The organism is Saccharibacillus qingshengii, assembly GCF_013185195.1.
Taxonomy (GTDB): Bacteria; Bacillota; Bacilli; order Paenibacillales; family Paenibacillaceae; genus Saccharibacillus; species Saccharibacillus qingshengii.
On record NZ_JAAZWC010000012.1, the window covers coordinates 42,948 to 67,776 of the forward strand.

Sequence of the window (24,829 nt, forward strand, 5' to 3'; positions counted from 1 at the left end):
CGTTTTCTGTGTTATATAAAGTAACACATAAAGATTGAGGCGGAAACGATTCTGAACATAAGGAGCGTCGTTCATGCACAGCTTATTGATCGTCCACCCTCTCTCCGACGCCGCCGCGGACGAATTCGCACCGGCCCGGCTGCTCGGCGGATGCGGTTATCTCGTCGAATCGGCAGATACGCGCGAAGAAGCGTTCGAACGCGTCGGAGAGACCGATGCCGCCGTGCTTGCGCTGCCCATTACGGAAATGAACGGCTGGGCCGCGCTGCTGATGTCCCGCAAGACCGTTCCCGTCCTCTGGTGGTGCACATCGGAAACGGCCAACCTGTCCGTATCCGCCTGCGAAGACGACGTACGGATCGATGGGATCTTATCCCCTCATATGAAGCCGTCCGAGATCCACTGGATTCTGCATTTCAGCGCCAGGCGCTGCTATGAGAGGCTGCAGTGGGAAAAAGAGCGGGAAAAGCTGCTCGCCCGGCTCGATGAACGCAAATGGATCGATATGGCAAAAGGCATCCTGTCCAAAGCCAAAAACATTTCCGAATCCGAAGCTTACGATCTGCTGCGCAAACAGGCCATGAACGAACGCAAACGGATGGTGGATGTGGCCACATCCATCGTCAAAGTCTATCAACTGCTGCATGAACAATCCTGAGACCGTCGTCTCGGGCCGTCCGCGACCGCGGAGCGGCATCCCTCGCACGGACTCGGAGACAGCGCACTTAGGAGGCGGCATGAATGATCGATCTGCTCAAAGAAGTGGCCCGCGGCAAACGCGGCGCACGCGACCTGAATTACGGGGAATCGCTGGAAGCTGCCGAAGCGATACTTGGCGGCCGGTCGACCCCGGCCCAGACCGGCGCTTTCCTGATCGCCCAGCGGCTCAAGCTCGAAAGTGCCGAAGAACTGGAAGCTTTCGTATCCGTGCTGCGCGGACAAGCCTATCGGGAATGCCGGAAGCCCGGTATCGACTTTGCGGGTCCGTACGACGGTCGGCAAAAAACGTTCTGGGCGTCGCTGCCGACCGCGTTCGTCACGGCGGCCGCAGGCGTGCCGGTTACGCTGCACGGCTCCACGCCGCTGCCTCCCAAATACGGTGTCGTCCTTCACGATATCCTGCGCGCGGCGGGCATCGATCCCCTGCGTCTGAGCCGGACGGACGCGATTGCGGCCGCAGACCGGAGCGGCGTCCTGTTCGCCGATTCCGCCAAATGGTGTCCGCCGCTCGGTCAGCTGCACGGGATCCGCGAGGAACTCGGCATGCGCACGCTGCTGAATACGGCGGAGAAACTGGTCGATTACGCCTGCTCCCCTTATCTGATCCTGAGCGTCTTCCATAATACGGTCATCGACCGTCTGGCCCGGCTTGTCAGCCGGCTCGGCTACCGCAAAGCGCTGATCGTCCAGGGCGTCGAAGGTTCCGAAGATGTCTTCATCCACCGCCCGACGCGGATTCATACGGTCGAGGAAGGCCGGTGCGAACTGGATCTGCTCGATCCGGAGACGTACGGACTCGATACGCAGATGCCCGAAGAAGAAGCGGCCTGGACGGCACGCAAACAGCTGGATACGCTCGAAGCCGTGCTTCAGGGCGGCGGACATATGGCGCACTACAATCAGACGCTGCTGAACACCGCGGTGCGCCTGCATCTGGCCGGAGCCGTCGGCTCGGTCGAAGAAGGCTTGTACACGGCCAAGCCGCTGCTCGACGACGGTTCGGCTTGGCAGGCGTATACGGCGTGGCAAACGGCGCTGCAGGAAGCTTCCCCGGCCGGTTCTTCCCCGCTGCGCCAAGCCGAAGCCCGCAAAGGCTGACACTACCGGACCGCCGGGCGGACCGCCGCTTCCCGGCGGTTTTGCCGCGGCTGCAGGTCCGTGCCCGGCCGTCGAACTTGACTTATCGCGAAATCTCGATATATAATTCGCGGTATGAAAACTATCGATATTTTCAAAGCTTTATCCAACGAGACCCGGCTGAGCATGCTTCATTGGCTGAAAGAACCGGAGAAACATTTTCCCGCGCAGGGCGCCCATATTCCCAAAGGCATCCATTTCGTAGGCGGCGTCTGTGTCGGCGATATTCAGGAAAAGGCCGGACTGTCGCAGTCCACCGTGTCCAGCTATCTGAACATGATGCAGAAGGCGGGTCTGCTGGAGTCGTTCCGCTACGGGCAGTGGACGTATTACCGGCGCAACGAACCGTTTATCCGGGAGTTCGCCGAACAGATCAGAACGGAGCTCTGAGCCGCGAAGAGTCCGTTCTTTTTTCGGACCTCGTATATCGAATTTTCTAGATATTTAATTATTGGAAAAAGGAGAACTACTATGCGCCCCATTTACTATCTGCTGGCTCTTCTCGCCGGCGCGGCCCTCAGCTTTGAAGGGGCGATCTACGCCGAACTCGGCAAATCGATCGGACAGGTCGAAACGAGCTTTTACAACTTTGCGATGGGCACGATCATCGTCGGCCTGCTGTGGCTCTTTTTCGGAAAAGGCGATATTACCCATGTGCGCCGCGCGCCCAAATGGTCGCTGCTCGGCGGTCTGCTCGGCGTCGTCTACCTCACTTCGATCGTCGTCAGCGTCCCGTTCGTCGGCGTCGGCGTCACGATGGTCGCGGTCATTATCGGCCAGCTCATCATGAGCATGGTCATCGAACATTACGGCTGGCTCGGCAGCGAACCGACGCGCGTCAACAAAGAGAAAGTCTTCGCCGTGCTCGCCATGACCGTCTCGCTGCTGCTCATTCAATAAGAACGTCGACCAACACGAATTCCGGGAGGATCCACATATGGGAATATTCATGATTTTGTTCACGCTGCTCGGCGGCATCACGCTGAGCGCGCAGTCTTCGATCAACGGGGCGCTCAGCCGCAAAGCGGGCACCCTGGAGACGACTTTGCTTACGTTCATTACCGGCACGCTGTTTCTCGCGATCTTCATCCTGTTCTTCGGGCAGGGACATCTGCTCGCCCTGCTGAACGCGCCGAAATGGCAGCTGAGCGCCGCTTTTCTGGGCACGCTCTACCTGCTGCTGACCGTCATGGCCGTGCCAAAGATCGGCGTCATCGCGGCCAACATTTCCGGCATCGCCGGCCAGCTGCTCGCAGGCATGCTGATCGACCATTTCGGCTGGTTCAACAGCCTGGAGATTCATCTCGACGGCAAAAGAATACTGGCGCTATTCTTCATGGTCCTGGCCTTGTACCTGATCTACCGGGGCAATAAGCGCTCGGCGGCGGAAAAAGAACTTCGTTCGCGGACGAACCCCGCCTGAAATCGGCGGCAGGCAATGGACAGATGACGCTCGGCCGTTGGCGACGATGAGTGGGCGACAGCCCGCAATCGGCGATTCGCCGCCCGATTCGACAATAAAAAGCACCTTCAAAATCCGAAGGTGCTTTTTGGCGTTCAATCGTCGAACTCCTGTCTTACACGGCGCGCCGTTACTGGTTCCGGCGCAGGTGGCCCGCCGGCTGCTCCGCTTCTGCGATCCGTATACCGGAACAGCATCCGCAGCAGCGGCGGAATGGCGAAGAAGATAAAGAACGTGCGAAACAGCTGATAGCCGGTCACGGTCGAAAGTTCCGCCCCGATCGAATGGGCGATGACGCCCATCTGGTCCATCCCGCCCGGCGCCAGGCTGAGCAGCGCGGTTGACGGCGTCACCGGCTGCAGCTTCGTCAGCAGCACGGTCAGGCCGAATGAACCGGCGATCAACATCAGGCCGCTGAGCAGACACAGCGACAGCGTCCGTACTTTATGCTGCATCTGCGCAGGCTTCAGCAGCGTGCCGACGTAAGTGCCGAGCGCCAGCTGCGCGGCGGCCGTCAGGGCATGCGGCAGCTCCGGCGCCTGGAAGCCGGTCGCCTGGAGCAGTGCAGTCCCGAACGCCGGGCAGAGCAGGAAGGCGGTCGGGAACCGGACCTTTTTGCCGAGCAGTGCCAGGATCACGCAGAGCGGAGCGTACGCCAGCGCGTTCGGGAACAGGGCGCTCCACGAAGCGTCCGACCGAACGGCGGCCTGCGCGGCATCGCCGGCCTGCTCGCCGAACAGCGGGCTGTAGATCAGCAGCGGAATACTGACGACGATCAGCAGCAGGCGCACGACTTGGTTAACCGTGACGAGCGTCAGATCGACGCCTTTGGTCTCTTCCGCCAGCACGACGATCTGCGACAGCCCACCGGGGACGCTGCCGAGCAGCGACGTCTTGAAGTCGGTGCCCGACAGCCGGCCGATGACGTAGGCGATGCCGGCGCACAGCAGCAGAAGCAGGAACGTCATCAGGATCATGTACGGCACCTGCGAGCCCATCGCGCGCAGCGCCTGCCCGGTCAGCGCAAGACCGATCGTGTAGCCGATCACGATCAGCGCGCCATTGCGGATCGGCGGCGGCCATGCGTAGCGCGTCTTGAGCAGGTTCGAGCCGATCAGCGCCGCGAACATCGGACCGAGCAGCCACGGGACCGGCAGACTCAGCCGCTCGAACAGCAGCGCCCCCGCCAGCGAGATCAGCAGGGCGGCGGCCAACCGCGGCCATAGACCTGCTGCGGGGAGTTTCAGGGTGTTCATTCGTATTCCTCATTTCCATACGGCAGAATTCGCGGTTTATTCGGGTGAACCCATTCCTTCTATTATACCCTTCGGCGCTGCCCCTTTTCTTCCGCCGCTTTCTTTCTCTTCCGCTTCCTCTACATGCGCATGCCAAAAACGCCCGGGCAACAGCCCGGGCGTTTGGTTCAGGTACCGCCTTCTTCCGTCGAAGATCGAAGGCACTGCCTTGTGACAGGCTTATTCGTAAGTCGACAGATCGCAGCCTTTGTCATCCGGCGAAGGGTTCGACAACAGTTCGTCGTAGCGGCCTAATTTGTACTCCAATACCTTCTGCACGCTCCGCAGATGTTCGATCTCTTCGTTGACCTGCCGGTAGCAGGCCTCGATGATCGCTTTGCGTTCGGACAGGGTACTCTCTCCTTCGTCGGACAGCTTCCGGAACTGCTGCATCTGCGCAAGCGTCATGCCGATCGATTTGAGCTTCATCAGGAAGACGATACTCTGCACCTGCTCGGCCGTATAGAAACGGTGTCCATTCGGCCGGCGCTCCGCCGGAGGAAGCAGATCGATACGCTCGTAGTAGCGCAGCGTATCTTCGGTCAGACCGGTCAATTCCGCCGCCTCGCGGATAGTCATCGGCTTATCGGGAATTTCGATCATGGGATCACCGCTTACCAGGGAATCGCGCCGTTCTCGTCAAAGAATCCGCCCGAAGGTCCGTCTTCGCCGATCAGGGCCAGCCGCGCTACGGTACCGGCGGAGTGTTCGACCGTCCGGGTGCCGCTGTTGTTGTTCAGATCGGTCGCCGTATAACCGGGGTCCACGGCGTTGATCTTGAGCGAAGTGCCGGCGAATTCTTTGGCGAACAGGACGGTGACCGCATTCAGCGCCGTTTTGGAACTGTTGTAGTCCAGCGGGTTCGCCCCGTAATGTTCATGGGTCGGATCGCTATTGAACGTCAGGGAACCGAGGCCGCTCGATACGTTCACGATTCGGCCGAGCGGTGCTTTTTGGAGCAGGGGAAGCATGGCCTGGATGATCTGGATCGGTCCGAATACGTTGACCTCGTACACGCTGCGGATCTCTTCGATCGTCTGCTGACTTGGCACATTGCCGCCCGCGCCGATACCCGCATTGTTGATCAGCACATCAAGCGAAGACGTCTGCGCACCGATTTGTTCCGCCGCCGATACGATTGTCGCCGCGTCGGCGGCATCGATGCGGATATAGGCGGCTTCGATGCCTTCTTCGCGCAGGCGGCGCACCGCTTCGCTGCCTTTATGTTCGTCGCGTGCGCCCAGGAATACGAAATAGCCCTGTTTGCCAAGCTGTCTGGCCGTTTCGTACCCGATGCCTTTGTTCGCTCCCGTAATCAATACCGTCTGCTTCTGCATATTCGTTGATCTCTCCCTCACAGGTTTCTCTAAGCTTCCGCTCCACCCAAGACTATTACTTGGAGTAAACTCCAGGTCAAGGTTTTTTTTCGCAAAAAATTCGAATCGCTCCGCCCGCCTGCCCGGTAGAAAGCCATAAACGGCCGGACCAGCCAGAAAAAGCCCGGGATGTACGCCCCGGACCTTTTTTCGAAATGTTTTGATTTTGATTTTTCTAAAAGCCGAAATCGAGCGTTTGCCCGGTCTCGCACCACGTCTTGACCGAGCTGAGCACCATCGGCCAGGCTCCATTGGAATTGGCAAACCCCGGATGGTTCTCGCTCCATTCGTCGTTGACCAGCGTCAGTTTGGTGCAGCCGCCGGACGGTTCCAGTTCGAAGGTGATCCGGGTGAGCAGTTCGGCATGGTTATCGTAATAGGAAGGTCCGGGATGTTCGGAATAACTCAGTCTGCGTCCTGGTTCGAACGCCAGAATTTCTCCGTACACATGCAGCGTCGACTCTCCTTCACTGCCGGGTCCCACGTATTCGAACGGAGCGCCCACCTCGAACGACGACTTGAGTTCCGATCCGAAAAAGGCGGCTTTCGTGCCTTCCGGCGACGTCAGCGCTTCCCATACTTTTTCCGGCGATGCGTTTACGTAAGTCACATATTCCAGCTTCATTTCCACATTCCTCCCGCAGGTTTGTTAGGCAGATGGACCGGCATTCCGACTCTCGCGCCCGCCCTGTCCGCCGTGATACAATCAGTCTACAATGAGGAACAAACATTCGCCTAGTAAAAACACGACAGGTGCCCGAACGGACTTTCCCAAGCTGCCCAGGAGGTGCAAAATGACGGATACACACGCATTCAACGCAGCCGGCCTCCCCGCTCCCACGCCCGCCGGGGCGTCCGTGCGCTCGCCTTTTTACGATTCGTCCGAACCGGGACTCGGCGTGCTGAATCCTTCGGCCGGATGCCGGCATTTCAGACTGCTCCGCTACGATCCCGCCCCGGAACTGGCTCTGTTCGTGCGCCATTACTGGACGGTGGAGTGGGATCTAACGGACGTTCGGTCTTATGTGCAGGAAGTCGTGCCCAATCCGTGCGTCAATCTGGTGATCGAGCCGGGGCACACGTTCTGCTTCACGCCTTCGACCGAGAGATTCGCCAAACCTTTGTCGGGACAAGGCAAAGTGTTCGGCGTCAAATTCCGGCCCGGCGGTTTCTATCCGCTGCTGCAAGAACCGCTCTCGCCGCTCGCCGGCCTGCCGATTCCCGTCGAACGGATCATTGCCGCCACCGGCACGGAGTTGGAAGAAGAACTGCGGCTGCGGAGCAGCGAAGAAATGGTGCTGCTGCTGGACAGGCTGCTGCTCGCCGCAAATCCCCGCGCCGACGCCGAAACGGAGCTGCTGCACCGGATCACGGCCGATATTGCCGGAGACCGGGAGCTGACGAAGGTCGATCAGCTGTGCGAACGGTTCGGTATCGAGAAACGTACGCTTCAGCGTTTGTTCAACCGCCGCGTCGGTCTGAGTCCCAAGTGGGTCATCCGGCTGCACCGCCTGCAGGAAGCTGCGGAAACGCTGGATCGGGGCGTCCAAGCCGGCTCCCGGCCTACCCTGCTGCATCTGTCGCACGAACTCGGCTACCATGACCAGACCCATTTCGGCAAAGACTTCAAGACGGTGGTCGGGGTGACGCCGGAGATGTACGCGCAGGGAATGAAGCGCTGAATGCCCCCGCTTCGATGTATTTTACGGTTTTTGAGCCGCGCGAATATAAGTATCCAGAAATTCATTGCCGAACTTTCCGTCGGGATCGTATTTGTCGATCAATTCCCGAAATTGCGGCAGCTTCTCAAACTGACCCTGCAGGGTAGCTTCCGGTACCGTAAACAGCTTGCCCCAATGCGGACGGGCGTTAAACGGCGCCAGCGCTTCTTCAAGAAGCGGCAGCACACGCTCAACCGCCTGCCAGTCGTCCCGCCACGTGAAGTGGAGCGCTGCCGAAGGCTGATTGTAAAAAGGACTCAGCCACAAATCGTCCGCGGCGATCGTGCGTACCTCGCTGACAAACAGAAGCGGCGCAAGATGTTCCCGCAGCCCGTGAACGGCAAGAACCGCTTCGTACACGTGCTCACGCGGCATCAAGTATTCGCTCTGCAGCTCCTGGCCCGCACTCGGCGTAAACTCCATGCGGAAATGCGCGAGCCGTTCATGCCACATCCCCGGCCTGCCGAGCTGCTCCGTGCAGTTTTCCGTCTGCATGTCCGGCAGCGGATGCAGGGGAGCCGACGCTGGCACCGCCCCGTAATAATCCGCATGGCCTTCATAGCTTGCGCCGTCTTCTTCCCGGCATTTTGTCCATACCTGGTGAAATCCCGGCTGCTGCCAATCCGTGAACAGGCTGACGCTGTATGCGCCCGAGAAGATGCTTTCCGCGTGTACGGCCAGCTGCGAAAAAGGCAGGTTTTCGTAGACAAACTGTCTCATGGTATAAGCCGGCACGACTTTCAACGTCAGCTTCGTCACAATGCCGAGCGCTCCGAGATTCACGACGACGCCGGCAAACTCCCGGTCGCCGCGACTGAAGGTGTGCAGCTCTCCGTCCGCGTCCATCAGTTCGATCGCTTCCACCGCGGCCGCCAGGCTCGCGTTGCCGCTGCCCGAACCGTGCGTCGCCGTGGCTGCAGCGCCCGCGACCGTGATATGGGGCAGCGAGGCCAAGTTATGAAGGGCATAAGAGGTTTCGCTGAGCGCCGCACACAGTTCCCCGTACGCGATTCCCCCTTCGACCGTGACCGTCCCGCGCTCCTCGTTCAATTCCAGCATACGGTTCCAATGCCGCAGCGAAATAAATACGCCGTGCGTGTCCGTGATTGAATTAAAAGTATGCCCGCTGCCCGAAATCTTGATGTGACGGTGTTCTCTGACCAGCTGCTGCAGATGTTCCATGCTCTCCGGATAGATCCGTTCGGTTGCGCCGTACGTAAAGTTGCCGGCCCAGTTTTGATAACCCATTCCATGCCCTCCTTAAGAAATATTCTAGTTTCAGGTTAGCATACGGATGAAAAAGATTGGGCGGCTTTCGCATAAAAGTTTGCCGACCCTGACGAAACGTATGCCGAATCGGCTTGTCGTCGGGAGGACACCCGAGTAAAAGGGCAACAATCAGGAGCGCCCCCCATGGTATAAAGTAAACAGGGTGGCCACCCCTACTCGATCCGCGAAAGGAACAACCAGGATGCCCAATGGAGAAACCGGGAAATTAAGCGGGAAAACGGCTTTGGTTACAGGCGCCAGCCGAGGAATCGGCCGCGCCATTGCACTGCGTTTGGCTTCGGAAGGTGCGCTTGTGGCGGTCCATTACGGCCGCAGCACGCGGGAAGCCCAAGAAACGGTGAACCTCATTACCCAACAAGGCGGCCGGGCTTTTGCACTTGGGGCCGAGTTAAGCCATATGGGCGAAATTCACCGTCTGTATACGATGCTGGACAAAAAACTGCAGGAGCACACCGGCGCCAAGACCTTCGATATTTTGGTGAACAATGCAGGGATCGGGCGGGCTCTCCCTTTCGAAGAAACAACAGAAGAAATCTTGGAAGAAATACTGTCGATCAACGTGAAAGCCCTGTTCTTCGTCACGCGCGAAGCGTTAACCCGACTGCAAGGCGGCGGCCGGATCATCAATATTTCCTCGTTCGTCACCCGCTCCGCATCGCCGTCCGCTATGGCTTACAGTTTGTCCAAAGGCGCGGTCAACACGTTTACGGTTGCATTGGCCCAGCAGTTGGGAGCACGCGGCATCACGGTCAATGCCATCATGCCCGGCTATACGAATACGGAGATGAACGCTTCCGCAGTCAACGACCCTGCGACGAATGCCAGTGTGGCGGCGATGTCCGCGCTTGGCCGCTGGGGCGAGCCCGAAGACATCGCCGATATCGCCGCTTTCCTGGCCTCTTCGGACAGCGGATGGATAACCGGCCAGCTTGTAGACGCAAGCGGCGGTTCCGCGCTGTAATCAAGCCTCCATAGAATTATCCAACCGCACTTTCTTCGTGGGTCGGGTCTGTTGACCCTGACGCGATACCGGAGGTGCGGCTTTTTCTTTCCATCTTGAGGCGCATCGGTTAGAATAGTTTCCAAACGCACCCAAATCGAAAGGTGGAATTCTTTTGTCCCGCAACATTTTCTCACGTGTGACTTCGGACCTCTCGGGGATGTCCGACAAGTGTAAGGTTATCCCTCCGTCCGATTTTGCAACCTGTCAGGCTCAAGCCTACATTTTTACCGAAATGAACGAGAAGCTCTACTTCCTGCTCAAGTCGGCCAAGGACGAATACGCCTTCACCAACATCGGCCTGATCCATGTCGACGGAGAGAAAGCGATCAGCAGCAAGCGGCAGATTCTGCGCTACAATTATTTCGAACATACGCCTACGAATGTCATCTTGGAAACGGCGGGCACGGCGGATTTGGATGTGGAGATCAAGTTCGCCATGGGTCCGGTATTCTCGATCGACGTGGTCAAAGCCCATCTGGAACCGCTGATTGCCCTCTACAAAATCCTCACCCTGATCGGCATGACCAAAACGGAGTATGCGCGCCACTGGGCGTTGGTCGAACGCAGTTTCGAGCACAGCCGCGATGCCGTAGGCCGTCTCTCGGGCACGGGCAGTGCAAGTTCGGAATATCGGTCCATTCTCCAGCATGCCCAGTCAGAGCTGCTCGCCGCCTACGACAAATACCATCCCCAGGAATACGACGCGGCTTTTGAACTGTATCTGTCCTGAAAAGAACCCTCCCTTACATACTGCTTTTCCCCTAACCGGAGCGACTGACCGTTGGCTGTAAGCCGTATCCTGTCAAACAATTAGGAGGGTTTCTATGAGAGCCGTGATTTGCACCCGCTATGGACCGCCGGAAGTCCTGCAGATCAAAGAACTGGAAAAGCCGATACCCAAAGATCATGAAGTCTTAATCAAAGTCTTGGCGGCCACCGCGCATATCGGCGATACCCGAATCCGCAGAGCCGACCCGTTTCTGGTCAGGATCGTGTTCGGCATGCTCAATCCCCGCAAAAACCTGATCCTGGGGCTGGAAATCTCCGGTGTCATCGAAGCGGTAGGGAAAGACGTGCAGCAGTTCAAAGCGGGCGACGAAGTATTCGGACTTACGGGATTCAGCGGAGGTTATGCGGAATACATCTGCCTGCCCGGAACCGTGGAACCGGGAACCGGACAGAAGAAAGGCATGATTGCCCGAAAGCCCGCCCACTTCTCCCACGAAGAAGCGGCCGTCGTTCCGTCGGGAGCCTTGACTGCTTTGAAAAATTTGCAAAAAGCGCAGATTCAGGCGGGCCAGCATATTCTGATCTACGGAGCCTCCGGCAGCCTGGGAACGTATGCTATCCAGCTTGCGAAGGATTACGGAGCGGAAGTCACGGCGGTGTGCAGTCGAAGCAACATCGAACTCGTCCGGTCGCTGGGAGCGGACCGGGTGATCGATTATACGGCGGAAGATTTCACGGCTTCGGACACCCGTTACGACATCGTGTACGATGCGGTCATCAAAGCCAAACCGGCGCAGTGCCGACAGATCCTGAAGCCGAACGGCGTGTTCGTTAATAACAGCCGACTGTCGAAAATGGAAGAAGCCGATCTGCTGTTTGTCAAAGGCCTGCTCGAAGAACACAAATTGAAGCCGGTCATCGATCGGACTTATCGGCTGGAAGACATTGTCGAAGCCCACCGATACGTGGATACCGGACGCAAAAAAGGCAATGTAGCCCTGACGCTGGGATAAAAAAAGACACCGGGGAGACGATCATGCGCAGCATCAACGCCTACTACTGCAGCTTGAATATTCGGTACGATCTGCCCGATGCCGTCTGGGAGACCGTCGGCGAACTTTACGAGCGGATGCCGGGATGGATCGGATACGTACAGGGCATCCCGCATTGGTTCGGTCAAGAAGAAGACGGGATCCGGATCACGGCTTCGGTCGAACCGAGCGGATTGTGCATGGAGGCGCGGATGGACGAGGAGAGCTGGCAGTCCTGGATCGGGCTTTTTAAGACAGAAGCTTCGAAGGTGCTGGGATTCAAGGTCGCGGAACCGGAGGATGAGAGATGAAAAAAGCCAGCCTGTTCACTGCCTTGATCCTTCTGTTGGCGGGATGCTCCGGGGCAGGCGGGAATCATTCCAACACATTTAAATGGGGAGATCTCTCGATCTCGGAGTTCGAAAATCAAGAGAACTATTTCATCGTGGCTCCGTTTGAATGGATGGGCAAAGAGCCGGCAGTGATCGAATCCGTGGAGTTGGTTGCGCAGGGCGAGGCGCCGATTGACACAGAGGACGGTCAGGTCCATTACACGTTTCATGGGGCCGATCCAAGCAAAGGGGTAGGCGTCTACGCCCGGGAAGACCTGGGCGATCTGGACGAGATCCGGGGATTCGAAGTCGAAGGTGAAAGTCGGTTGGTGCTGGAAATTTCGTTAGAACATGTACAGCCCGACCCCAACCGCCGAATGAAGATCAAATACACGGTCGACGGCAAAGAGCATGAGCAAATCCTCGAATCGCCCATGATTGAACAGTTGAGAACGGAAGAATAGTTTGGAATACACTTCGTTGTAGGCAAAAAGAGGCCCCGGCTTATGTGCCGGGGCCTCAGGCCGTTGAGAAAGTCCCATTCGTATGAAAAACTTGTCGGCTGCGGGAGAAATTCGTTTCGGCCGCGTGTTGAAATCGGGAAAAACGATCAAATTTCAATGGAATTTTCCCGATTTCAAAGGCGAACACTATCGTTCCTTCACTGAATTTCTCCCTCCGTCTCCTCGCTTCTCTCGGAATCAGACTTTCTCGACACGTTGAAGGCCCCGGCTTATGTGCCGGGGCCTCTTTTTGTGTTCTTTTCCCGCTATAACGGTTCGGTCAAGTTCGCTTAACGTCCTCTCGCGGCTTCCGCCGCTTCCCGGGCCTTCAGCTCTTCGAGCAGCTTGTCGCCTTCGACGTCGAGGTTCGGCAGGATGCGGTCGAGCCATTTCGGCAGCGCCCACGCTTTGTCGCCGAACAGCGACATGACGGCCGGAACGAGCGTCATCCGGATCACGAACGCATCGATCAGGATGCCGACCGCAAGAGCGAAGCCGATCTGCTTGATCATGATGTCGTGCGTGAAGATGAAGCCGGCGAATACGGCGACCATGATGATCGCGGCCGCCACGACGACGCGGCTCGCCTGGCCGTAGCCGTGGATGACGCTGTCGCTGCCCCGGCGCCCGTGCACGTAGGATTCACGCATGGACGAGACGAGGAAGACCTGATAGTCCATCGCCAAACCGTACAGGATACCGGTCACCAGGATCGGCAGGAAACTCAGAATCGGACCCGCCGTATCAAACGCGAACAGGTCATGCGCCCAGCCCCATTGGAACACGGCGGTCGTGATGCCGAACGTCGCCAGAATGCTCAGCAGGAACCCTACGGTCGCTTTGATCGGTACGACGATCGAGCGGAACACCAGCAGCAGAATGATCAGCGACAGCACGACGATAATGCCTACGTAGATCGGGAACACTTCCGCGAGCTTCGCCGACATGTCGATATTGACCGCAGTCACACCCGTTACACCAAGCGTGATGCCGTTATCGGCTGCAAGAGCGGAATCGTCGTCGCGCAGCAGCGTGACCAGATCCCGGGTCTCGGCATCATTCGGGCCGGTCTTCGGAATGACGCTCAGCAGCGCAAGCTTGCCATTCTCGCTGATCCCGAGCGGCGAGACGACAGAGACGTTGTCGACCTGCTGAATCCCCTGGGTCAGCGCGCCGAGCGTCTGCGGCGTGACATCTTCGCCTTTCGTGGATTCCGCGACGATCAGAAGTGTGCCGTTGAAGCCTTCGCCGAAGCTCTTGGAGATAGCATCGTAGCTCTGGCGCTTGGCCGTATCGAGATCGGCCGAAGCCGCGGACGGGATGGCCAGATCCATTTTGGCAGCCGGAATGGCCGCGATGCCGAGAACAATCACGCTCAGCAGAATGACCGGCCAGCGGAATTTGATCACGCCGTGAATCCAGCGGGCTTGGGTCTGCTTCTGCGCGCGGGCAGTCCGCATAGCGGTATTCTTCTCGCGCGTTTTGCGGGAGCAAATACGCTCGCCGATCAGACCAAGCAGCGCCGGCAGCAGCGTGAGTGCGATCAGAACGTTGATGAGCACGGTCACCGAAGCGACCAGCGCCATCGCGCTCAGGAAGCCGATACCGATCACCAGCAGACCGCACAGCGCGATAATGACCGTAAGGCCCGCGAAGAAGACGGCGCTGCCCGCCGTACCGATCGAACGGCTGGCCGCTTCTTGCGCACTCAATCCCTGATCGAGAATCAGGCGGCGCTGGCGGTTGATAATGAACAGCGCATAATCGATGCCGACCGCAAGGCCCACCATCAGCGCAAGAATAGGCGTGATGGAACCCATATTGAAGAAACTGGAGAATGCGTACGCGCCTCCGACCCCGATGCCGACGCCGAACAGGGCGACGACAAGCGGCAGGCCCGCAGCCACGACGGAACCAAGCGTCATGATCAACACGATCGCGGCCACGACCAGACCGTAAATTTCGTTGGTGCCGATCGGGATGTCGAGCGGCAGCAGCGATTCGCTCGGCAGCGCCGTAACGCCCGTCTCGCTCGCCACGTCTTCAACCGTCTTGATGACCGATTCTTTGACTTCATCGGACACGGCGGACTGCTGCACCGTAAACTGGAACTGGAACAGCGCCGCGCTGCCGTCGTTTGCGATTGTCACGCCGATGACCGGCATGCCGTCCACGACGAGCGGCGTGTACGGCGGCCGTTCGGCGCCGGCTTGAGCGGCGCCCGCGCCCTGCTGGGCGTCGGCGTTATCCCCGGCAGCCGCGCCGGGGGTCTGGCCCGCCGCGGAAGCCGCGTCGCCCGCGGCACTCGGCTGCGCGGCGGCATCGCCCGCGCCTTCACCCGCAGCTGCTTGAGCGGCCTGCGCCTGGGCCATGGCCTGCGCGGCCAATTCGGGCGCGTTCAGGATCTGGTCGAGGCCGTAGACTTCGTCGGCCGCTTCCTTGATCGCCGCCAGACGCTCCGGCGTATTCAGGCTTTCGCCTTCGGGCGCAACGAAGACGACGCTGCCCTGCCCGCCGGAAGCTTCCGGCTGCACTTCGGCCAACTGGTCGAGCACTTTTTGCGACTCCGTGCCTTCGATCTTCATCTCCGAACTTACGCTTACTCCGTTGATGCCCAGCATCGCGATGACGATTGCCAGAACGACAACCCATCCCCCGATAAACAACCAGGGCTTGCTGTATGCCGACCTACCGATTTTATACAAAAACTTGGACACTAGCGCTCGCTCCTTCTATTCGCGCATCGGACTTCTCCGATCGTCAGAATCCGTTTTTCAAATAATTGAACGTGGTCTGCAAAAACTCCTCGAACGTCGCTTCCCCCGGCTCGCCGGCCTGCTCTTCTCCCGGAATGCGCACATTCTCCCCTTCGAGGATCGACAGCACCGCCCCGAACACCGCTCCGGCCAGAATATGCGTGTAGCCCGGCGGATAATGTCCGGCGTAATTGCGGTCCAGTTCTTCCTGGGCCGCTTTTTGCAGCCGCTGCAGGACGATTAATACGTACGGCTCAAGCGTAGGGTAATCGCGGGCCATCCGCAGAAGCTGCCTTAGATTGCGCAGCAGTTCCGCCGTGAACTGCATCCTCGACCACTGTTCCAGCGCTTCGAGCGGAGCCATTCCGTCCGGGACTTCCACTTCCCGCAGCACATCGCTTCGGCCGCTGCTCAGCGAGAGAACCGCCATCGCCACCGCTTCTTCCTTGCACGAAAAATGATTGGCGAACGTGCGACGGGAATACCGCGCGCGCTGCACCGCATCTTCGATCGTGAAGCCGTCCAGGCCTTTTGCGACAGCCAGCTCGTAACAGGTGCGGGCCAGCACATGCCAGGTTTCTTCCTTTTTCATATCGCGCAGACTTTGTTTGGTCATCCGGTCCCTCCTTTGCGTACTGCACCTTTTCAACCCTTTGCAGAAACAGCTGAAAGTAAGCATAACATTTCATTGCCCAATGCGCAAAGTTTCCCAATCGGAACCGAATTTCGCTTTTTGACGGCGGTTCGTTATACTCGGTTTCAAGAAACAGCTTGTTTGACGAAGGAGACCCTCATGCAGCCGATTCGAACCGAACGCTTGATTTTACGGAATTTTGCCAAAAAAGACGCCCCACATCTGCTGGAGTACGCGGCGAATCCGCAGGTGAACTGCTTTTTGGACGAGAAAGTTCCCGATCTGGAAGCCGCCGTCTTAAAAGTCACCGAGAACAGCCGCACCGATTCCCATATCGCCGTCTGCCTCCAAGAAGACGACCGCTTGATCGGCGAATTGTTCGCCATCAAGGAAGAGCCGGATACGTATTCCATCGGCTGGAACTTCAATCCGCGCTGCGAAGGTCAGGGATACGCCAGCGAAAGCTGTCGGGCCCTGCTGCACCATCTGTTCACGCAGAGGAACGCCCGGAGACTGTACGCTTACGTCGAAGACGACAACCTCAGGTCCCAGCAGCTGTGCGAACGTCTGGGCATGCGCCAAGAAGGACTGTTCCTCGAATTCGTCTCGTTCACTTCGCACCCGGACGGAACGCCCAAATACGAGAATACGTTCCAATACGCACTGTTGAAAAAGGAATGGCTGTCCGCGCGGCAGATCGACTGAACGAAGAGGACGTATCGGACCGGACTCGGCAGCCGCCGCAAACGACAAAAAACCGGGAATCCGACTTGGGTCGGTCCCGGTTATTCGTCTGTGCCCGATCTGTTATCGGTGTTAACGGCCTGTCGAAGGGCCTTTGCCTTCTTGAACGGAAGCCGCAGGCTTGGCGGACGATTCGGTCTTCGTCTCCCGGGCGGTCAGTCCCTGCGGTTTGCCGGTAAATCTGGCGACCAGAGCGCCGCCGATTCCGCCAACAACCGCGGGCAGCAGCCAGCCGAGGCCCAGCGAGTGAAACGGAAGAATCTCAGCGAACAGCCGCTCGACCGCAGCGATCTCGATGCCCGCCGCTTTGAACCCGTCGAACAGGCTTACGAGAAAGGTCAGCAGCATCGTGCCCTGATACACTTCGTTCCGCCCTTTGAACAGCGGATGCACAAAGGTCAGCAGCACCAGCTCGATCACGAGCGGATACAGCATCATCAGTACGGGAACGGAGAACTTGATAAGGCCGTTCAGACCGACGTTCGCCACAAGCGCGCTGAACACGGCCAACGAGACGGCAATCTTTTTGTAGGAAAACTTCGGAAACAGCCCATGGAAAAACGAGGCGCAGGACGTAATCAGACCGACGCTTGTCGTCATGCAGGCTACCGTAATCATCAATCCCAGCAGGACGGAGCCGTAAGCGCCGAAATAATGCGAAGATACCGCGGCCAGAACGTCGGCGCCGTTGCCGAGCACCCCGAGCTTGCCTACGCTCGAAGCGCCCATATAGGCAAGCGCCGTATAGATAAAGGCCAGCAGTACGCCCGCGATCAAGATCGCTTTGGCGCAGGCGCCCATGAGCGATTTGCGTCCGGTGACGCCGCGGTCTTTGAGCGCGTTGACGATGATGATGCCGAAGATGGTAGCCGCAAGCGCGTCCAGGGTCAGATAACCTTCCTGGAATCCTTTGAAAAAGGAATGCGAGGCATAGCTCGGGTCCGGCGCTTGGAACTTGGCGATCGGATAGATCAGCGCCGCCGCGACCAGCACGCCGATAAAAGTCAGCTTCATCGGCGTCAGCACTCGTCCGACGATATCGATAATCCGGGTCGGATTGAGCGACAGCAGGCAGGCGACGCCGAAGAACACTGTCGTGAAGATCGCCAGCGCCAGATGATGCGAGTCGGCGGCCGGAAGCAGCGGCTTCACGCCGATCTCGAACGAGACGCTGCCGGTTCGCGGCATGGCGAAGAACGGCCCGATCGCCAGGTACAGCACGATCGCGAACAGCAGTCCGAACGTCGGATTGACGCGGCTCGACAGCGCGCGCAGATCGCGCTCGCCCGAGAATACGAACGCGGCGACGGCGATCAGCGGCAGACCCACGCCCGTCACGAGAAAGCCCGCATTGGCGGACCAAACGTTCTCGCCGGCCATCTGGCCGAGCATCGGCGGGAAGATCAGATTGCCCGCTCCGAAGAACAGGGCGAACAGCATGGAACCGAGAATGACAATAAAGGACAAAGGGGCTTTGTTTGACATCTTAAAAATCCTCCAACCGTGTACCGCCGCATACGAAATCTTGTCGTTCGACCTTGTGCGGCCGAAACCGTCGAGTCCGATACGTATGCGGGGATGTTCGTATAGTCGTGCTCAGAATCGGAAATACGGCCGAGCGCAGGCAAGCCTCCTATTCAGGAGCCGCCGCTTGACAATGCTTCATAGTAGGCATCGACCGCACGCAGCCAATTGCTCCGGACCAAACGGCCGACCGCTTCCTTGTCGCCCCGCTCGAAAGCCTGCAGGATCTCTTCGTGCTCTTCGACCGATTTGAGGCTCAAGATGATTGAATTATGGAAGAACAACCTGCGGATATGCGCCTGGAACGTGGAGATCGTGTTGGCGATATAGGGATTGTCGATCCGCTCGACGACGAAACCGTGAAACTCTTCATCGAGCTTGAGCGCATAATGATAATCGCCGCGTTCGAGCGCCTCGCCGAATTCGGTATTGATCCGTCTCAGCGACTCGATCTCCCCAAGCGAAACAAGCGGCAGCGCAAGCTCGGCGGCCAGCGATTGAAGCGCGGCCAGCGGCGGCAGAATCTTGGCGATGTCTTCACCGTTCACTTGGGTGACCTGCGTGGATACGCCGGGGTTCATCTCAACGAGGCCTTCGACGTTCAACAGCTGCAGCGCTTCGCGCACCGGGGTCCGGCTGACGCCAAGCGCACTCGCCAGTTCTCCGTCATTGAGCTTCTCGCCCGGCTTGAGCGTTCCGTCGATGATCCATTCCTGAAGCTGCCGGAAAGCGCGCTGCTTGGCGGTAAGACGGTTCGGAACGGAAAATCCTGATGGAATCGGCATGACGCCCTCCTTTATGTCTCACATGTCTTGACAAGATTTTTATATTATAGGCTTCGTCTTTTGTACATGCAATATATTGCATACGCTTGCAGCGGATTTATTTCGACGATTCGGTTACATCTGTGCCAAACGCTGTATTCTCCGGGGTACAGACGTTCGCTCCCCCGTGTTATAATAGGCGGACGACAAAAACAGTACATTTACGGGAGACGATTACGGCATGGATGCGAACACGACGTTCACCGACGAACAATGGAATAATCTCGTTCAGGGCGTTGCGGAAGCTTTCGACGACCTGACGTTAAAAAGAGGCTTTCAATACGAGCGCATGGGCAGTATCGAGCAGCTTGGCCTCTCCGAAGACCGGCGTCTTGAAGCCGAAGTCAAAGAAGGCGCGGCCCTTTGCCGGGTCGATCTGGCGCTTGATTCCCCCGGAGGCGGAAGCTGCGACTGCAAAGACCGCAAACCGTGCCGGCATATGGCCGCCGCCCTCATGAAGCTGGCCCGCCTGCGCGGCCGGCCCGTATCGGCGCTGGCGAATGCCAGCGCTTCGGCGGCCAAAGCCAGACGGGAAGCGGAAGAGGCGGCTTCGGGAACGGGTTTGGCGGAAGGCGGCGAAGACCTTGCGGCGGATACCGACAGCAGAGGCAAGAATGGCGGCGCGGCAGGCCGGGCGAGCGATTCCCCGTCCTCCGAATCCGCAGACGGCGGACGGATGCCAAACGCCGCGCCGGAAGATGCGCCAAGGCGAAGCCCGGGCGACGGCAATCCGGCCGCGGATCGAGCCGCTTCAAGCGCACCGGGGCGACCGGAATTTCTGCCGGGAGAGGCGGCGGAGAACCCGACCGGCGGCCCGTCCGCCAAAAAGCCGGGCATCGAAGAAGCCGCCCTGCTCGCCGCGTCCGGCATTTCGACCTGGAACCGGCGCTTCGAGGAAGCCGCTTCCTCGCTGGCCGGCCGTACCCGCAATCCGAAGTTTGCGGAATTGACGCTTCAGCTCGTATCTGCGGAAATGCCTCCGTTCCAACCCGGCATTGAAGCGCTGTACCGCTTGAACGCGCATCTGTTCGTGCTGCGAACCCTGAGCGCGCCGACCGGTTCCGGCCTGTCCACACCCGGTTATTTCGCACATTTGGCCGTGTCCGAGACCGCGGCCGGCATAGAGCGGATTCTGGCTGCGCCGCTGCCCGACCGGGACGATCCCCAGGTGCGCGAACGGCTCGGCGAGACGCTTCATTTCGTACGCAAGCAGATGCTGACGGAAGGCCGCGAACAGGATCTGTTCTCGACCTGCTATTACCGGCTGCTGACACGCTGGGCCGCGCCGGAAACGGAACTTCACGCTCAATCGGGCGCGGATGCAAGCACAGGCGGCGGACAAGCCGAACCGGCAGTGGAAATGCCCGATTTGTTCGCGCTGGATCACGCCGGACATTCGGACACGGCAGCCGATTCGGACCGCCCCGAAAGTTTGGCGGATACTCGCGCGCCGGGAACTCAGCCGGAGACCGATCCGGAGCAGCTGCGCCGGTTAGCGGAAGAACGCCGCGACTTTTACGAGTCCGAACTGCAGTATCTGATGGACGAGGAACGGGAACTCGGACGTGCGCTTAACCGGCAGGCCTGGCTCGGAGCCAATGCCTGGAGCCGGTTCTGCCTTGGCCAGGACGACCGCGCGAGAAAGCTGCTGGAAGAAGCGGCGGACAAGCCTTATTTTTCGCCCAAAAAACTGCCGGACTTCCTCTCCCCTCCCGCACGCGCGGGCGAATGGGAGCGGCTGGCCGACTGGCTGGAGACGTTCGGACCGCTGCTGGAACGCGCCCGCGCCAACCTCACGGACTACGGAAGACTCTGGGACCGGGCGGCCGAACATCTGCCGGATGCCGAAGGCCGCATGTGGGCCTCGCTGCGGGGGATGCTGCCGCACGCTTCCTCCCTCTATGAAGCCAAGCTGCTGGAACGGGGCAATTGGGAAGGCTGGATGGACTATCAGCTCTCGACCGGAGCGGAGCCGTCGGGCTTCAAGGTCTCGGACCTCGCTCCGATCGAGAAGAACGCGCCGGAACTGCTGCTGCCGTTCTACCATCAGGCCGCCGAGCGGCTCGTCGAACAGCGCAGCCGGGACGGCTACAAAGCCGCGGTCCGCCTGCTCAAACGACTGGAGAAACTGTACCGGAAAATGAAGCGCGAAGACCGCTGGAATGCTTTTATGGAGTCGTTCAATGCCCGATACGGGCGGCTGCGGGCGCTTCAGGAAGAATTGAAGAAAGGAAAATTGATGCTATGAACGCAGTGATGGAGACTGTTACCGTACATGCGGTGCTGAGCGAATACGGCGATGCCCTGCTCTACGGAACCAAGCCGACTTACGGCGCCGTGCCGGGGCTGTATTTCAAGCAGCTGCTGTTTGCCCGGCATGAAGAATCGTTCTACGGCACCGAACTCGAGATCCAGACCAGCGGCGAAATGGATCTGGTGCTGCTGCCGGCGGAAATGGTGCTGTCGTTCTTCGCGGACCGGCCGCTGCTGAAGCATATCGACTGGTCGTTCGAAGGCGACGCGGAGCTGCTGGCGCAAAGCGCGCCCGCGCTTGCCGCAAGTATCGCGAAGCGGGCCTACAAACCGGACTTCGGCGCGTACCGCTCGGGCAAACTGCAGTGGAAGTGGGACCGGCATATGCTCAAGGAACGCGGTCCCGCTTCGGTATTGGCCGCGCTTGACCGGGGTAGAATCCGCGCAGCAGGCGCCGAAGCGGGAGAACGCGAAGCCCGCAAAGGAATGAGCAGCGAAGAAGCTTATGAAGAAGCCATGTTCGGCGGACGCGGCGAGGAAGAAGCCGAAGCCGAGGAATCGTTCATCGCCGGGCTGCGCGCCGCCTATTCGGCGGCCGTATTCCAGCGCCGCTACGGTTCGGAGCAGGCGGCGCTCGATCTGCGCCGCGAGCATCCGAAGCTGTTCGACCGCGGCGCTTCGGCGGCTGGACTGGACGAAGACGCGTGGCTGATCGCGGTCGGCTGGCGCGAAGACGCCATGCCGATGCGCCCGGTCGTCCGGTTCCTCGAACCGGACGAAGACCAGGCCAACTGGAGGCTGGAACTCGCCCTCCAAGACAAGAAAGACGAGACGTCGCTCGTCCCGATCACCCTCTCGGATTCGGGCCTTGCGGCCGGCAAATGGCCTTCGGCCTGGGAGAAGTACGTGCGCGAACGAAGCGCGGAATGGCTCAAGAGCCTGCGGACCGGTCTGCCGACGCCGCGCGTGGCACCGGGTCCGGATATTCTGTCCCGCACGATGAGCGGGCCGGAAGCCTGGCAGTTCCTGACGAAGGACAGCCCGCGGCTGCTGGACGCCGGATGGCGGGTGCTGCTGCCGGCCTGGTGGCAGGCGGCGAGCAAGAAGAAGCCCAAGCTCAAGGCGCGGGTCAAGGAAGAAGAAGGCGGCGACGAGAAGAAGAAAGGCGGCAAGTCCGTCTTCGGACTCGATTCCGTCCTGAACTTCGATTGGCGCATCGCGATCGGCGACGCGGAATTCAGCGAAGAGGAATATCTGGAACTTGCGGCCCGCAACGAGCGGCTCGTACAGTTCCGCGGCGAGTGGGTCGCGCTCGACCCGGTGCTGCTGACGCAGATCAGCCGCGCCATGAACGGGCTGGACAAGTCCCGCGGCTTGTCGTTCCAGGATATTCTGCAGCTGCAGCTGCTCAAAAAAGCCGAAGAAGACGGCGAAGCGGAAGAACGCGCCAAAGCCGACGCGAATGCGCGGCTGGAGATCGAAGTGCAGCTGACCGGCCATCTGGCGTCGCTGATCGAACAGCTCGGCCAGAAAGACGCCTGGCCGGAGATCGATCTGCCCAAAGGGCTGCACGCGCAGCTGCGGAACTACCAGCGCGAAGGCTTCGGCTGGCTGGCTTTCCTGCGCCAGCTTGGCCTCGGCGCCTGCCTGGCCGACGATATGGGCCTCGGCAAGACCGTGCAGCTGATCGCCTATCTGCTGCATGTCAAAGAAAGCCGCGCCGCGGCCGCTTCGGGCTCGGGCGAAGCCGCGCGTGTGCCGGGCAGCGCAGGCGCAGCCTCGCGCGCCGCGGCTTCGGAAGCCTACGCGGATGTCCGCACGCCGCCCCGCGCAGGCGCTCGCGGAACCGGCGCGGCGCAGCCGCGCTCCGCTTCGGCCGGTCCCGCCGCTTCCGGCTGGCTGCCCCAGGACGACGGGATCATCCGTCCGGGTTCCTATCCGCTCGAAGCCTCCCTGATCATCTGCCCGACGTCCCTGCTGGGCAACTGGCAGAAGGAGATCGCACGCTTCGCGCCGGAGCTTCGCGTCATGCTGCACTACGGCAGCGGACGCCGGACCGGCGAAGCGTTCGCCGCGGCGGCTTCGGACGCCGACGTCATCCTGACGTCCTACGCGACGTCCGCGCTCGACCAGGATCTGCTGCGCGGCTTCAACTGGCTGACCATCTGCCTCGACGAAGCGCAGACGATCAAGAACGCGCAGACCAAACAGTCCACCGCGATCCGCAGCTTCCGCGCGCTGCACAAGATCGCGCTGACCGGCACGCCGATCGAGAACCGGCTGTCCGAGCTGTGGTCGATCTACGACTTCATGGTACCCGGCTATCTCGGCGGGCCCAAAGCGTTCCAGGACCGGTTTGCCAATCCGATCGAGAAAGAGCAAAACGAAGAAAAGATCGGCGAACTGCAGAAGCTGGTCAAGCCGTTCATGCTGCGCCGCAAAAAGAAAGACCCGAATATCCAGCTGGACCTGCCGGAGAAAAACGAGATGAAGACGTATATCCACCTCACCCCGGAACAGAGCGTCCTGTACGAGCAGGTCGTTAAGCAGCTGCTCAAAGAAATGCCGCAGCTTGAAGGCATGAAGCGCAAAGGCGCGATCCTCTCCGCGCTGACGCAGCTCAAACGGCTGTGCGACCACCCGGCCCTGACCGCGGGCGAATCGACCGCGTCCGAGCCGGAAGAAGCACCGGATCTCGATACGCTGATCGAGCAGTCGGCCAAGCTGTCGCGGCTCGTCGCGATGGTCAAAGAACTGCGGGCCGAAGGCGAACGCTGCCTGATCTTCACCCAGTACATCGGCATGGGCGAAATGATGCAGCGCGTCCTGAGCGAAGAACTCGGCGAGAACGTGCTCTATCTGAACGGCAGCACGCCAAGAACGATGCGCGAGCGCATGATCGAACAGTTTCAGGCACAGGACCAACCCGCCGGCGAGACCACGGCCGTATTCATCCTGTCGCTCAAAGCGGGCGGCGTCGGCCTCAACCTGACGGCGGCCAATCACGTCTTCCACGTCGACCGCTGGTGGAACCCGGCCGTCGAGAACCAGGCAACCGACCGGGCGTACCGGATGGGCCAGACCAAGGATGTCCAGGTCCACAAGTTCATCTCGATCGGCACGCTGGAAGAGCGGATCGACGATATGCTGGAGAGCAAGCAGCAGCTCAGCGACAGCGTCATCGCCGGCTCCGAAGGCTGGATCACCGAGCTGTCCGACAACGCGCTGCGCGATCTATTTACGCTGCGTCAGGGCTGACCGGAGCTTGAAATAACCGGCTGCATCTGCAAAAATCAGCGCTGCGGCGGATCATCCAGCCAAGCGCTTCCGCTTCGTGATCCGTCGATTCGTATCCGTCCGGCCCGAATTCGCAAATGTGTGCATTTCGAACACATTTTCAGGCTAAACGGTGTTCTTCATGCGAAATGTTGTCGTTTTGATCGATTTTTCGCTCAAAAAAGTTCAAAACTCAATAAAATCGGCAAAAATGTGAGC

General features: G+C 59.5%; 23 protein-coding genes. 14 read left to right on the top strand and 9 right to left on the bottom strand.

Annotated elements, in window-relative coordinates:
* The first annotated feature begins 73 nt into the window (after window positions 1-73).
* From HRQ60_RS12125 to HRQ60_RS12145, 5 genes are all read left to right on the top strand, one after another.
* Window positions 74-658: an ANTAR domain-containing response regulator gene (locus HRQ60_RS12125; protein ID WP_172196091.1), complete on the top strand. Its 585-nt coding sequence runs from the start codon at window positions 74-76 to the stop codon at window positions 656-658.
* Between the two features lie 83 nt (window positions 659-741).
* Window positions 742-1,818, top strand: coding sequence for an anthranilate phosphoribosyltransferase (locus HRQ60_RS12130; protein WP_172196092.1), 1,077 nt, complete (start codon window positions 742-744; stop codon window positions 1,816-1,818).
* Window positions 1,819-1,932: 114 nt separating this feature from the next.
* Window positions 1,933-2,247, top strand: coding sequence for an ArsR/SmtB family transcription factor (locus HRQ60_RS12135; protein WP_172196093.1), 315 nt, complete (start codon window positions 1,933-1,935; stop codon window positions 2,245-2,247).
* Between the two features lie 81 nt (window positions 2,248-2,328).
* Window positions 2,329-2,757 carry a DMT family transporter gene (locus tag HRQ60_RS12140; protein ID WP_172196094.1) on the top strand — a complete coding sequence of 143 codons (429 nt, stop codon included), beginning with the start codon at window positions 2,329-2,331 and terminating at the stop codon, window positions 2,755-2,757.
* A gap of 37 nt (window positions 2,758-2,794) precedes the next feature.
* A complete protein-coding gene (locus tag HRQ60_RS12145) occupies window positions 2,795-3,280 on the top strand; it encodes a DMT family transporter (protein WP_172196095.1) in 486 nt (161 codons plus the stop codon).
* A 134-nt stretch (window positions 3,281-3,414) separates the two neighbouring features.
* On the opposite strand, the gene HRQ60_RS12150 is transcribed toward HRQ60_RS12145, so the two are convergent.
* From HRQ60_RS12150 to HRQ60_RS12165, 4 genes are all read right to left on the bottom strand, one after another.
* Window positions 3,415-4,575, bottom strand: a complete 1,161-nt coding sequence (locus HRQ60_RS12150; protein WP_172196096.1) for an AbrB family transcriptional regulator — start codon at window positions 4,573-4,575, stop codon at window positions 3,415-3,417.
* 219 nt (window positions 4,576-4,794) lie between these two features.
* Window positions 4,795-5,217 carry a MerR family transcriptional regulator gene (locus HRQ60_RS12155; protein ID WP_172196097.1) on the bottom strand — a complete coding sequence of 141 codons (423 nt, stop codon included), beginning with the start codon at window positions 5,215-5,217 and terminating at the stop codon, window positions 4,795-4,797.
* 11 nt (window positions 5,218-5,228) lie between these two features.
* Window positions 5,229-5,951 carry an SDR family oxidoreductase gene (locus HRQ60_RS12160; protein ID WP_172196098.1) on the bottom strand — a complete coding sequence of 241 codons (723 nt, stop codon included), beginning with the start codon at window positions 5,949-5,951 and terminating at the stop codon, window positions 5,229-5,231.
* 214 nt (window positions 5,952-6,165) lie between these two features.
* Window positions 6,166-6,615 carry an SRPBCC family protein gene (locus HRQ60_RS12165; protein WP_172196099.1) on the bottom strand — a complete coding sequence of 150 codons (450 nt, stop codon included), beginning with the start codon at window positions 6,613-6,615 and terminating at the stop codon, window positions 6,166-6,168.
* Window positions 6,616-6,784: 169 nt separating this feature from the next.
* On the opposite strand from HRQ60_RS12165, the gene HRQ60_RS12170 reads away from it, so the two are divergent.
* Entirely contained in the window at window positions 6,785-7,672 is an 888-nt protein-coding gene (locus tag HRQ60_RS12170; RefSeq protein ID WP_172196100.1) for an AraC family transcriptional regulator, read from the top strand.
* A 21-nt stretch (window positions 7,673-7,693) separates the two neighbouring features.
* Here the strand turns inward: HRQ60_RS12170 and HRQ60_RS12175 are convergent, their stop codons facing one another.
* Window positions 7,694-8,959 (bottom strand): FAD-binding protein, encoded by a 1,266-nt coding sequence (locus HRQ60_RS12175; protein ID WP_172196101.1) that lies wholly within the window; start codon window positions 8,957-8,959, stop codon window positions 7,694-7,696.
* A 223-nt stretch (window positions 8,960-9,182) separates the two neighbouring features.
* On the opposite strand from HRQ60_RS12175, the gene HRQ60_RS12180 reads away from it, so the two are divergent.
* The 5 genes from HRQ60_RS12180 (at window position 9,183) to HRQ60_RS12200 (ending at window position 12,560) form a co-directional block, all read left to right on the top strand.
* On the top strand, window positions 9,183-9,962 hold the full coding sequence (locus HRQ60_RS12180) for an SDR family oxidoreductase (RefSeq protein WP_172196102.1): 780 nt from the start codon (window positions 9,183-9,185) through the stop codon (window positions 9,960-9,962).
* A 154-nt stretch (window positions 9,963-10,116) separates the two neighbouring features.
* Window positions 10,117-10,734 (top strand): PH domain-containing protein, encoded by a 618-nt coding sequence (locus HRQ60_RS12185; RefSeq protein WP_172196103.1) that lies wholly within the window; start codon window positions 10,117-10,119, stop codon window positions 10,732-10,734.
* 94 nt (window positions 10,735-10,828) lie between these two features.
* Window positions 10,829-11,746 (top strand): NAD(P)-dependent alcohol dehydrogenase, encoded by a 918-nt coding sequence (locus HRQ60_RS12190; RefSeq protein ID WP_172196104.1) that lies wholly within the window; start codon window positions 10,829-10,831, stop codon window positions 11,744-11,746.
* Window positions 11,747-11,769: 23 nt separating this feature from the next.
* Window positions 11,770-12,075 carry a hypothetical protein gene (locus HRQ60_RS12195; protein WP_172196105.1) on the top strand — a complete coding sequence of 102 codons (306 nt, stop codon included), beginning with the start codon at window positions 11,770-11,772 and terminating at the stop codon, window positions 12,073-12,075.
* Window positions 12,072-12,560 (top strand): hypothetical protein, encoded by a 489-nt coding sequence (locus tag HRQ60_RS12200; RefSeq protein ID WP_172196106.1) that lies wholly within the window; start codon window positions 12,072-12,074, stop codon window positions 12,558-12,560. The genes HRQ60_RS12195 and HRQ60_RS12200 overlap by 4 nt, the downstream gene beginning before the upstream one ends.
* Window positions 12,561-12,889: 329 nt before the next feature.
* Here HRQ60_RS12200 and HRQ60_RS12205 read toward each other — a convergent pair whose 3' ends face one another.
* Together HRQ60_RS12205 and HRQ60_RS12210 are read right to left on the bottom strand one after the other, a co-directional pair.
* Window positions 12,890-15,316 (bottom strand): MMPL family transporter, encoded by a 2,427-nt coding sequence (locus HRQ60_RS12205; RefSeq protein ID WP_172196107.1) that lies wholly within the window; start codon window positions 15,314-15,316, stop codon window positions 12,890-12,892.
* 43 nt (window positions 15,317-15,359) lie between these two features.
* Window positions 15,360-15,971 carry a TetR/AcrR family transcriptional regulator gene (locus HRQ60_RS12210; protein ID WP_172196108.1) on the bottom strand — a complete coding sequence of 204 codons (612 nt, stop codon included), beginning with the start codon at window positions 15,969-15,971 and terminating at the stop codon, window positions 15,360-15,362.
* 177 nt (window positions 15,972-16,148) lie between these two features.
* Between HRQ60_RS12210 and HRQ60_RS12215 the strand changes: the two genes are divergently transcribed.
* On the top strand, window positions 16,149-16,694 hold the full coding sequence (locus tag HRQ60_RS12215) for a GNAT family N-acetyltransferase (RefSeq protein ID WP_172196109.1): 546 nt from the start codon (window positions 16,149-16,151) through the stop codon (window positions 16,692-16,694).
* Window positions 16,695-16,805: 111 nt separating this feature from the next.
* Here the strand turns inward: HRQ60_RS12215 and brnQ are convergent, their stop codons facing one another.
* Together brnQ and HRQ60_RS12225 are read right to left on the bottom strand one after the other, a co-directional pair.
* Entirely contained in the window at window positions 16,806-18,218 is a 1,413-nt protein-coding gene (gene brnQ / locus HRQ60_RS12220; RefSeq protein WP_172196110.1) for a branched-chain amino acid transport system II carrier protein, read from the bottom strand.
* A 152-nt stretch (window positions 18,219-18,370) separates the two neighbouring features.
* Window positions 18,371-19,042, bottom strand: coding sequence for a GntR family transcriptional regulator (locus tag HRQ60_RS12225; protein WP_172196111.1), 672 nt, complete (start codon window positions 19,040-19,042; stop codon window positions 18,371-18,373).
* 220 nt (window positions 19,043-19,262) lie between these two features.
* Between HRQ60_RS12225 and HRQ60_RS12230 the strand changes: the two genes are divergently transcribed.
* Both HRQ60_RS12230 and HRQ60_RS12235 read left to right on the top strand, forming a co-directional pair.
* Entirely contained in the window at window positions 19,263-21,329 is a 2,067-nt protein-coding gene (locus HRQ60_RS12230; RefSeq protein WP_172196112.1) for an SWIM zinc finger family protein, read from the top strand.
* Entirely contained in the window at window positions 21,326-24,592 is a 3,267-nt protein-coding gene (locus tag HRQ60_RS12235) for a DEAD/DEAH box helicase (RefSeq protein WP_172196113.1), read from the top strand. The genes HRQ60_RS12230 and HRQ60_RS12235 overlap by 4 nt, the downstream gene beginning before the upstream one ends.
* The last annotated feature ends 237 nt before the right edge of the window (window positions 24,593-24,829 follow it).

What these genes read in the sequence shown, in the direction of transcription:
- HRQ60_RS12125 (WP_172196091.1), top strand. Translation starts at nt 74, where the DNA reads ATGCACAGCTTATTGATCGTCCACCCTCTCTCCGACGCCGCCGCGGAC.
- HRQ60_RS12130 (WP_172196092.1), top strand. Translation starts at nt 742, where the DNA reads ATGATCGATCTGCTCAAAGAAGTGGCCCGCGGCAAACGCGGCGCACGC.
- HRQ60_RS12135 (WP_172196093.1), top strand. Translation starts at nt 1,933, where the DNA reads ATGAAAACTATCGATATTTTCAAAGCTTTATCCAACGAGACCCGGCTG.
- HRQ60_RS12140 (WP_172196094.1), top strand. Translation starts at nt 2,329, where the DNA reads ATGCGCCCCATTTACTATCTGCTGGCTCTTCTCGCCGGCGCGGCCCTC.
- HRQ60_RS12145 (WP_172196095.1), top strand. Translation starts at nt 2,795, where the DNA reads ATGGGAATATTCATGATTTTGTTCACGCTGCTCGGCGGCATCACGCTG.
- HRQ60_RS12150 (WP_172196096.1), bottom strand. Translation starts at nt 4,575, where the DNA reads ATGAACACCCTGAAACTCCCCGCAGCAGGTCTATGGCCGCGGTTGGCC.
- HRQ60_RS12155 (WP_172196097.1), bottom strand. Translation starts at nt 5,217, where the DNA reads ATGATCGAAATTCCCGATAAGCCGATGACTATCCGCGAGGCGGCGGAA.
- HRQ60_RS12160 (WP_172196098.1), bottom strand. Translation starts at nt 5,951, where the DNA reads ATGCAGAAGCAGACGGTATTGATTACGGGAGCGAACAAAGGCATCGGG.
- HRQ60_RS12165 (WP_172196099.1), bottom strand. Translation starts at nt 6,615, where the DNA reads ATGAAGCTGGAATATGTGACTTACGTAAACGCATCGCCGGAAAAAGTA.
- HRQ60_RS12170 (WP_172196100.1), top strand. Translation starts at nt 6,785, where the DNA reads ATGACGGATACACACGCATTCAACGCAGCCGGCCTCCCCGCTCCCACG.
- HRQ60_RS12175 (WP_172196101.1), bottom strand. Translation starts at nt 8,959, where the DNA reads ATGGGTTATCAAAACTGGGCCGGCAACTTTACGTACGGCGCAACCGAA.
- HRQ60_RS12180 (WP_172196102.1), top strand. Translation starts at nt 9,183, where the DNA reads ATGCCCAATGGAGAAACCGGGAAATTAAGCGGGAAAACGGCTTTGGTT.
- HRQ60_RS12190 (WP_172196104.1), top strand. Translation starts at nt 10,829, where the DNA reads ATGAGAGCCGTGATTTGCACCCGCTATGGACCGCCGGAAGTCCTGCAG.
- HRQ60_RS12195 (WP_172196105.1), top strand. Translation starts at nt 11,770, where the DNA reads ATGCGCAGCATCAACGCCTACTACTGCAGCTTGAATATTCGGTACGAT.
- HRQ60_RS12200 (WP_172196106.1), top strand. Translation starts at nt 12,072, where the DNA reads ATGAAAAAAGCCAGCCTGTTCACTGCCTTGATCCTTCTGTTGGCGGGA.
- HRQ60_RS12210 (WP_172196108.1), bottom strand. Translation starts at nt 15,971, where the DNA reads ATGACCAAACAAAGTCTGCGCGATATGAAAAAGGAAGAAACCTGGCAT.
- HRQ60_RS12215 (WP_172196109.1), top strand. Translation starts at nt 16,149, where the DNA reads ATGCAGCCGATTCGAACCGAACGCTTGATTTTACGGAATTTTGCCAAA.
- brnQ (WP_172196110.1), bottom strand. Translation starts at nt 18,218, where the DNA reads ATGTCAAACAAAGCCCCTTTGTCCTTTATTGTCATTCTCGGTTCCATG.
- HRQ60_RS12225 (WP_172196111.1), bottom strand. Translation starts at nt 19,042, where the DNA reads ATGCCGATTCCATCAGGATTTTCCGTTCCGAACCGTCTTACCGCCAAG.
- HRQ60_RS12230 (WP_172196112.1), top strand. Translation starts at nt 19,263, where the DNA reads ATGGATGCGAACACGACGTTCACCGACGAACAATGGAATAATCTCGTT.
- HRQ60_RS12235 (WP_172196113.1), top strand. Translation starts at nt 21,326, where the DNA reads ATGAACGCAGTGATGGAGACTGTTACCGTACATGCGGTGCTGAGCGAA.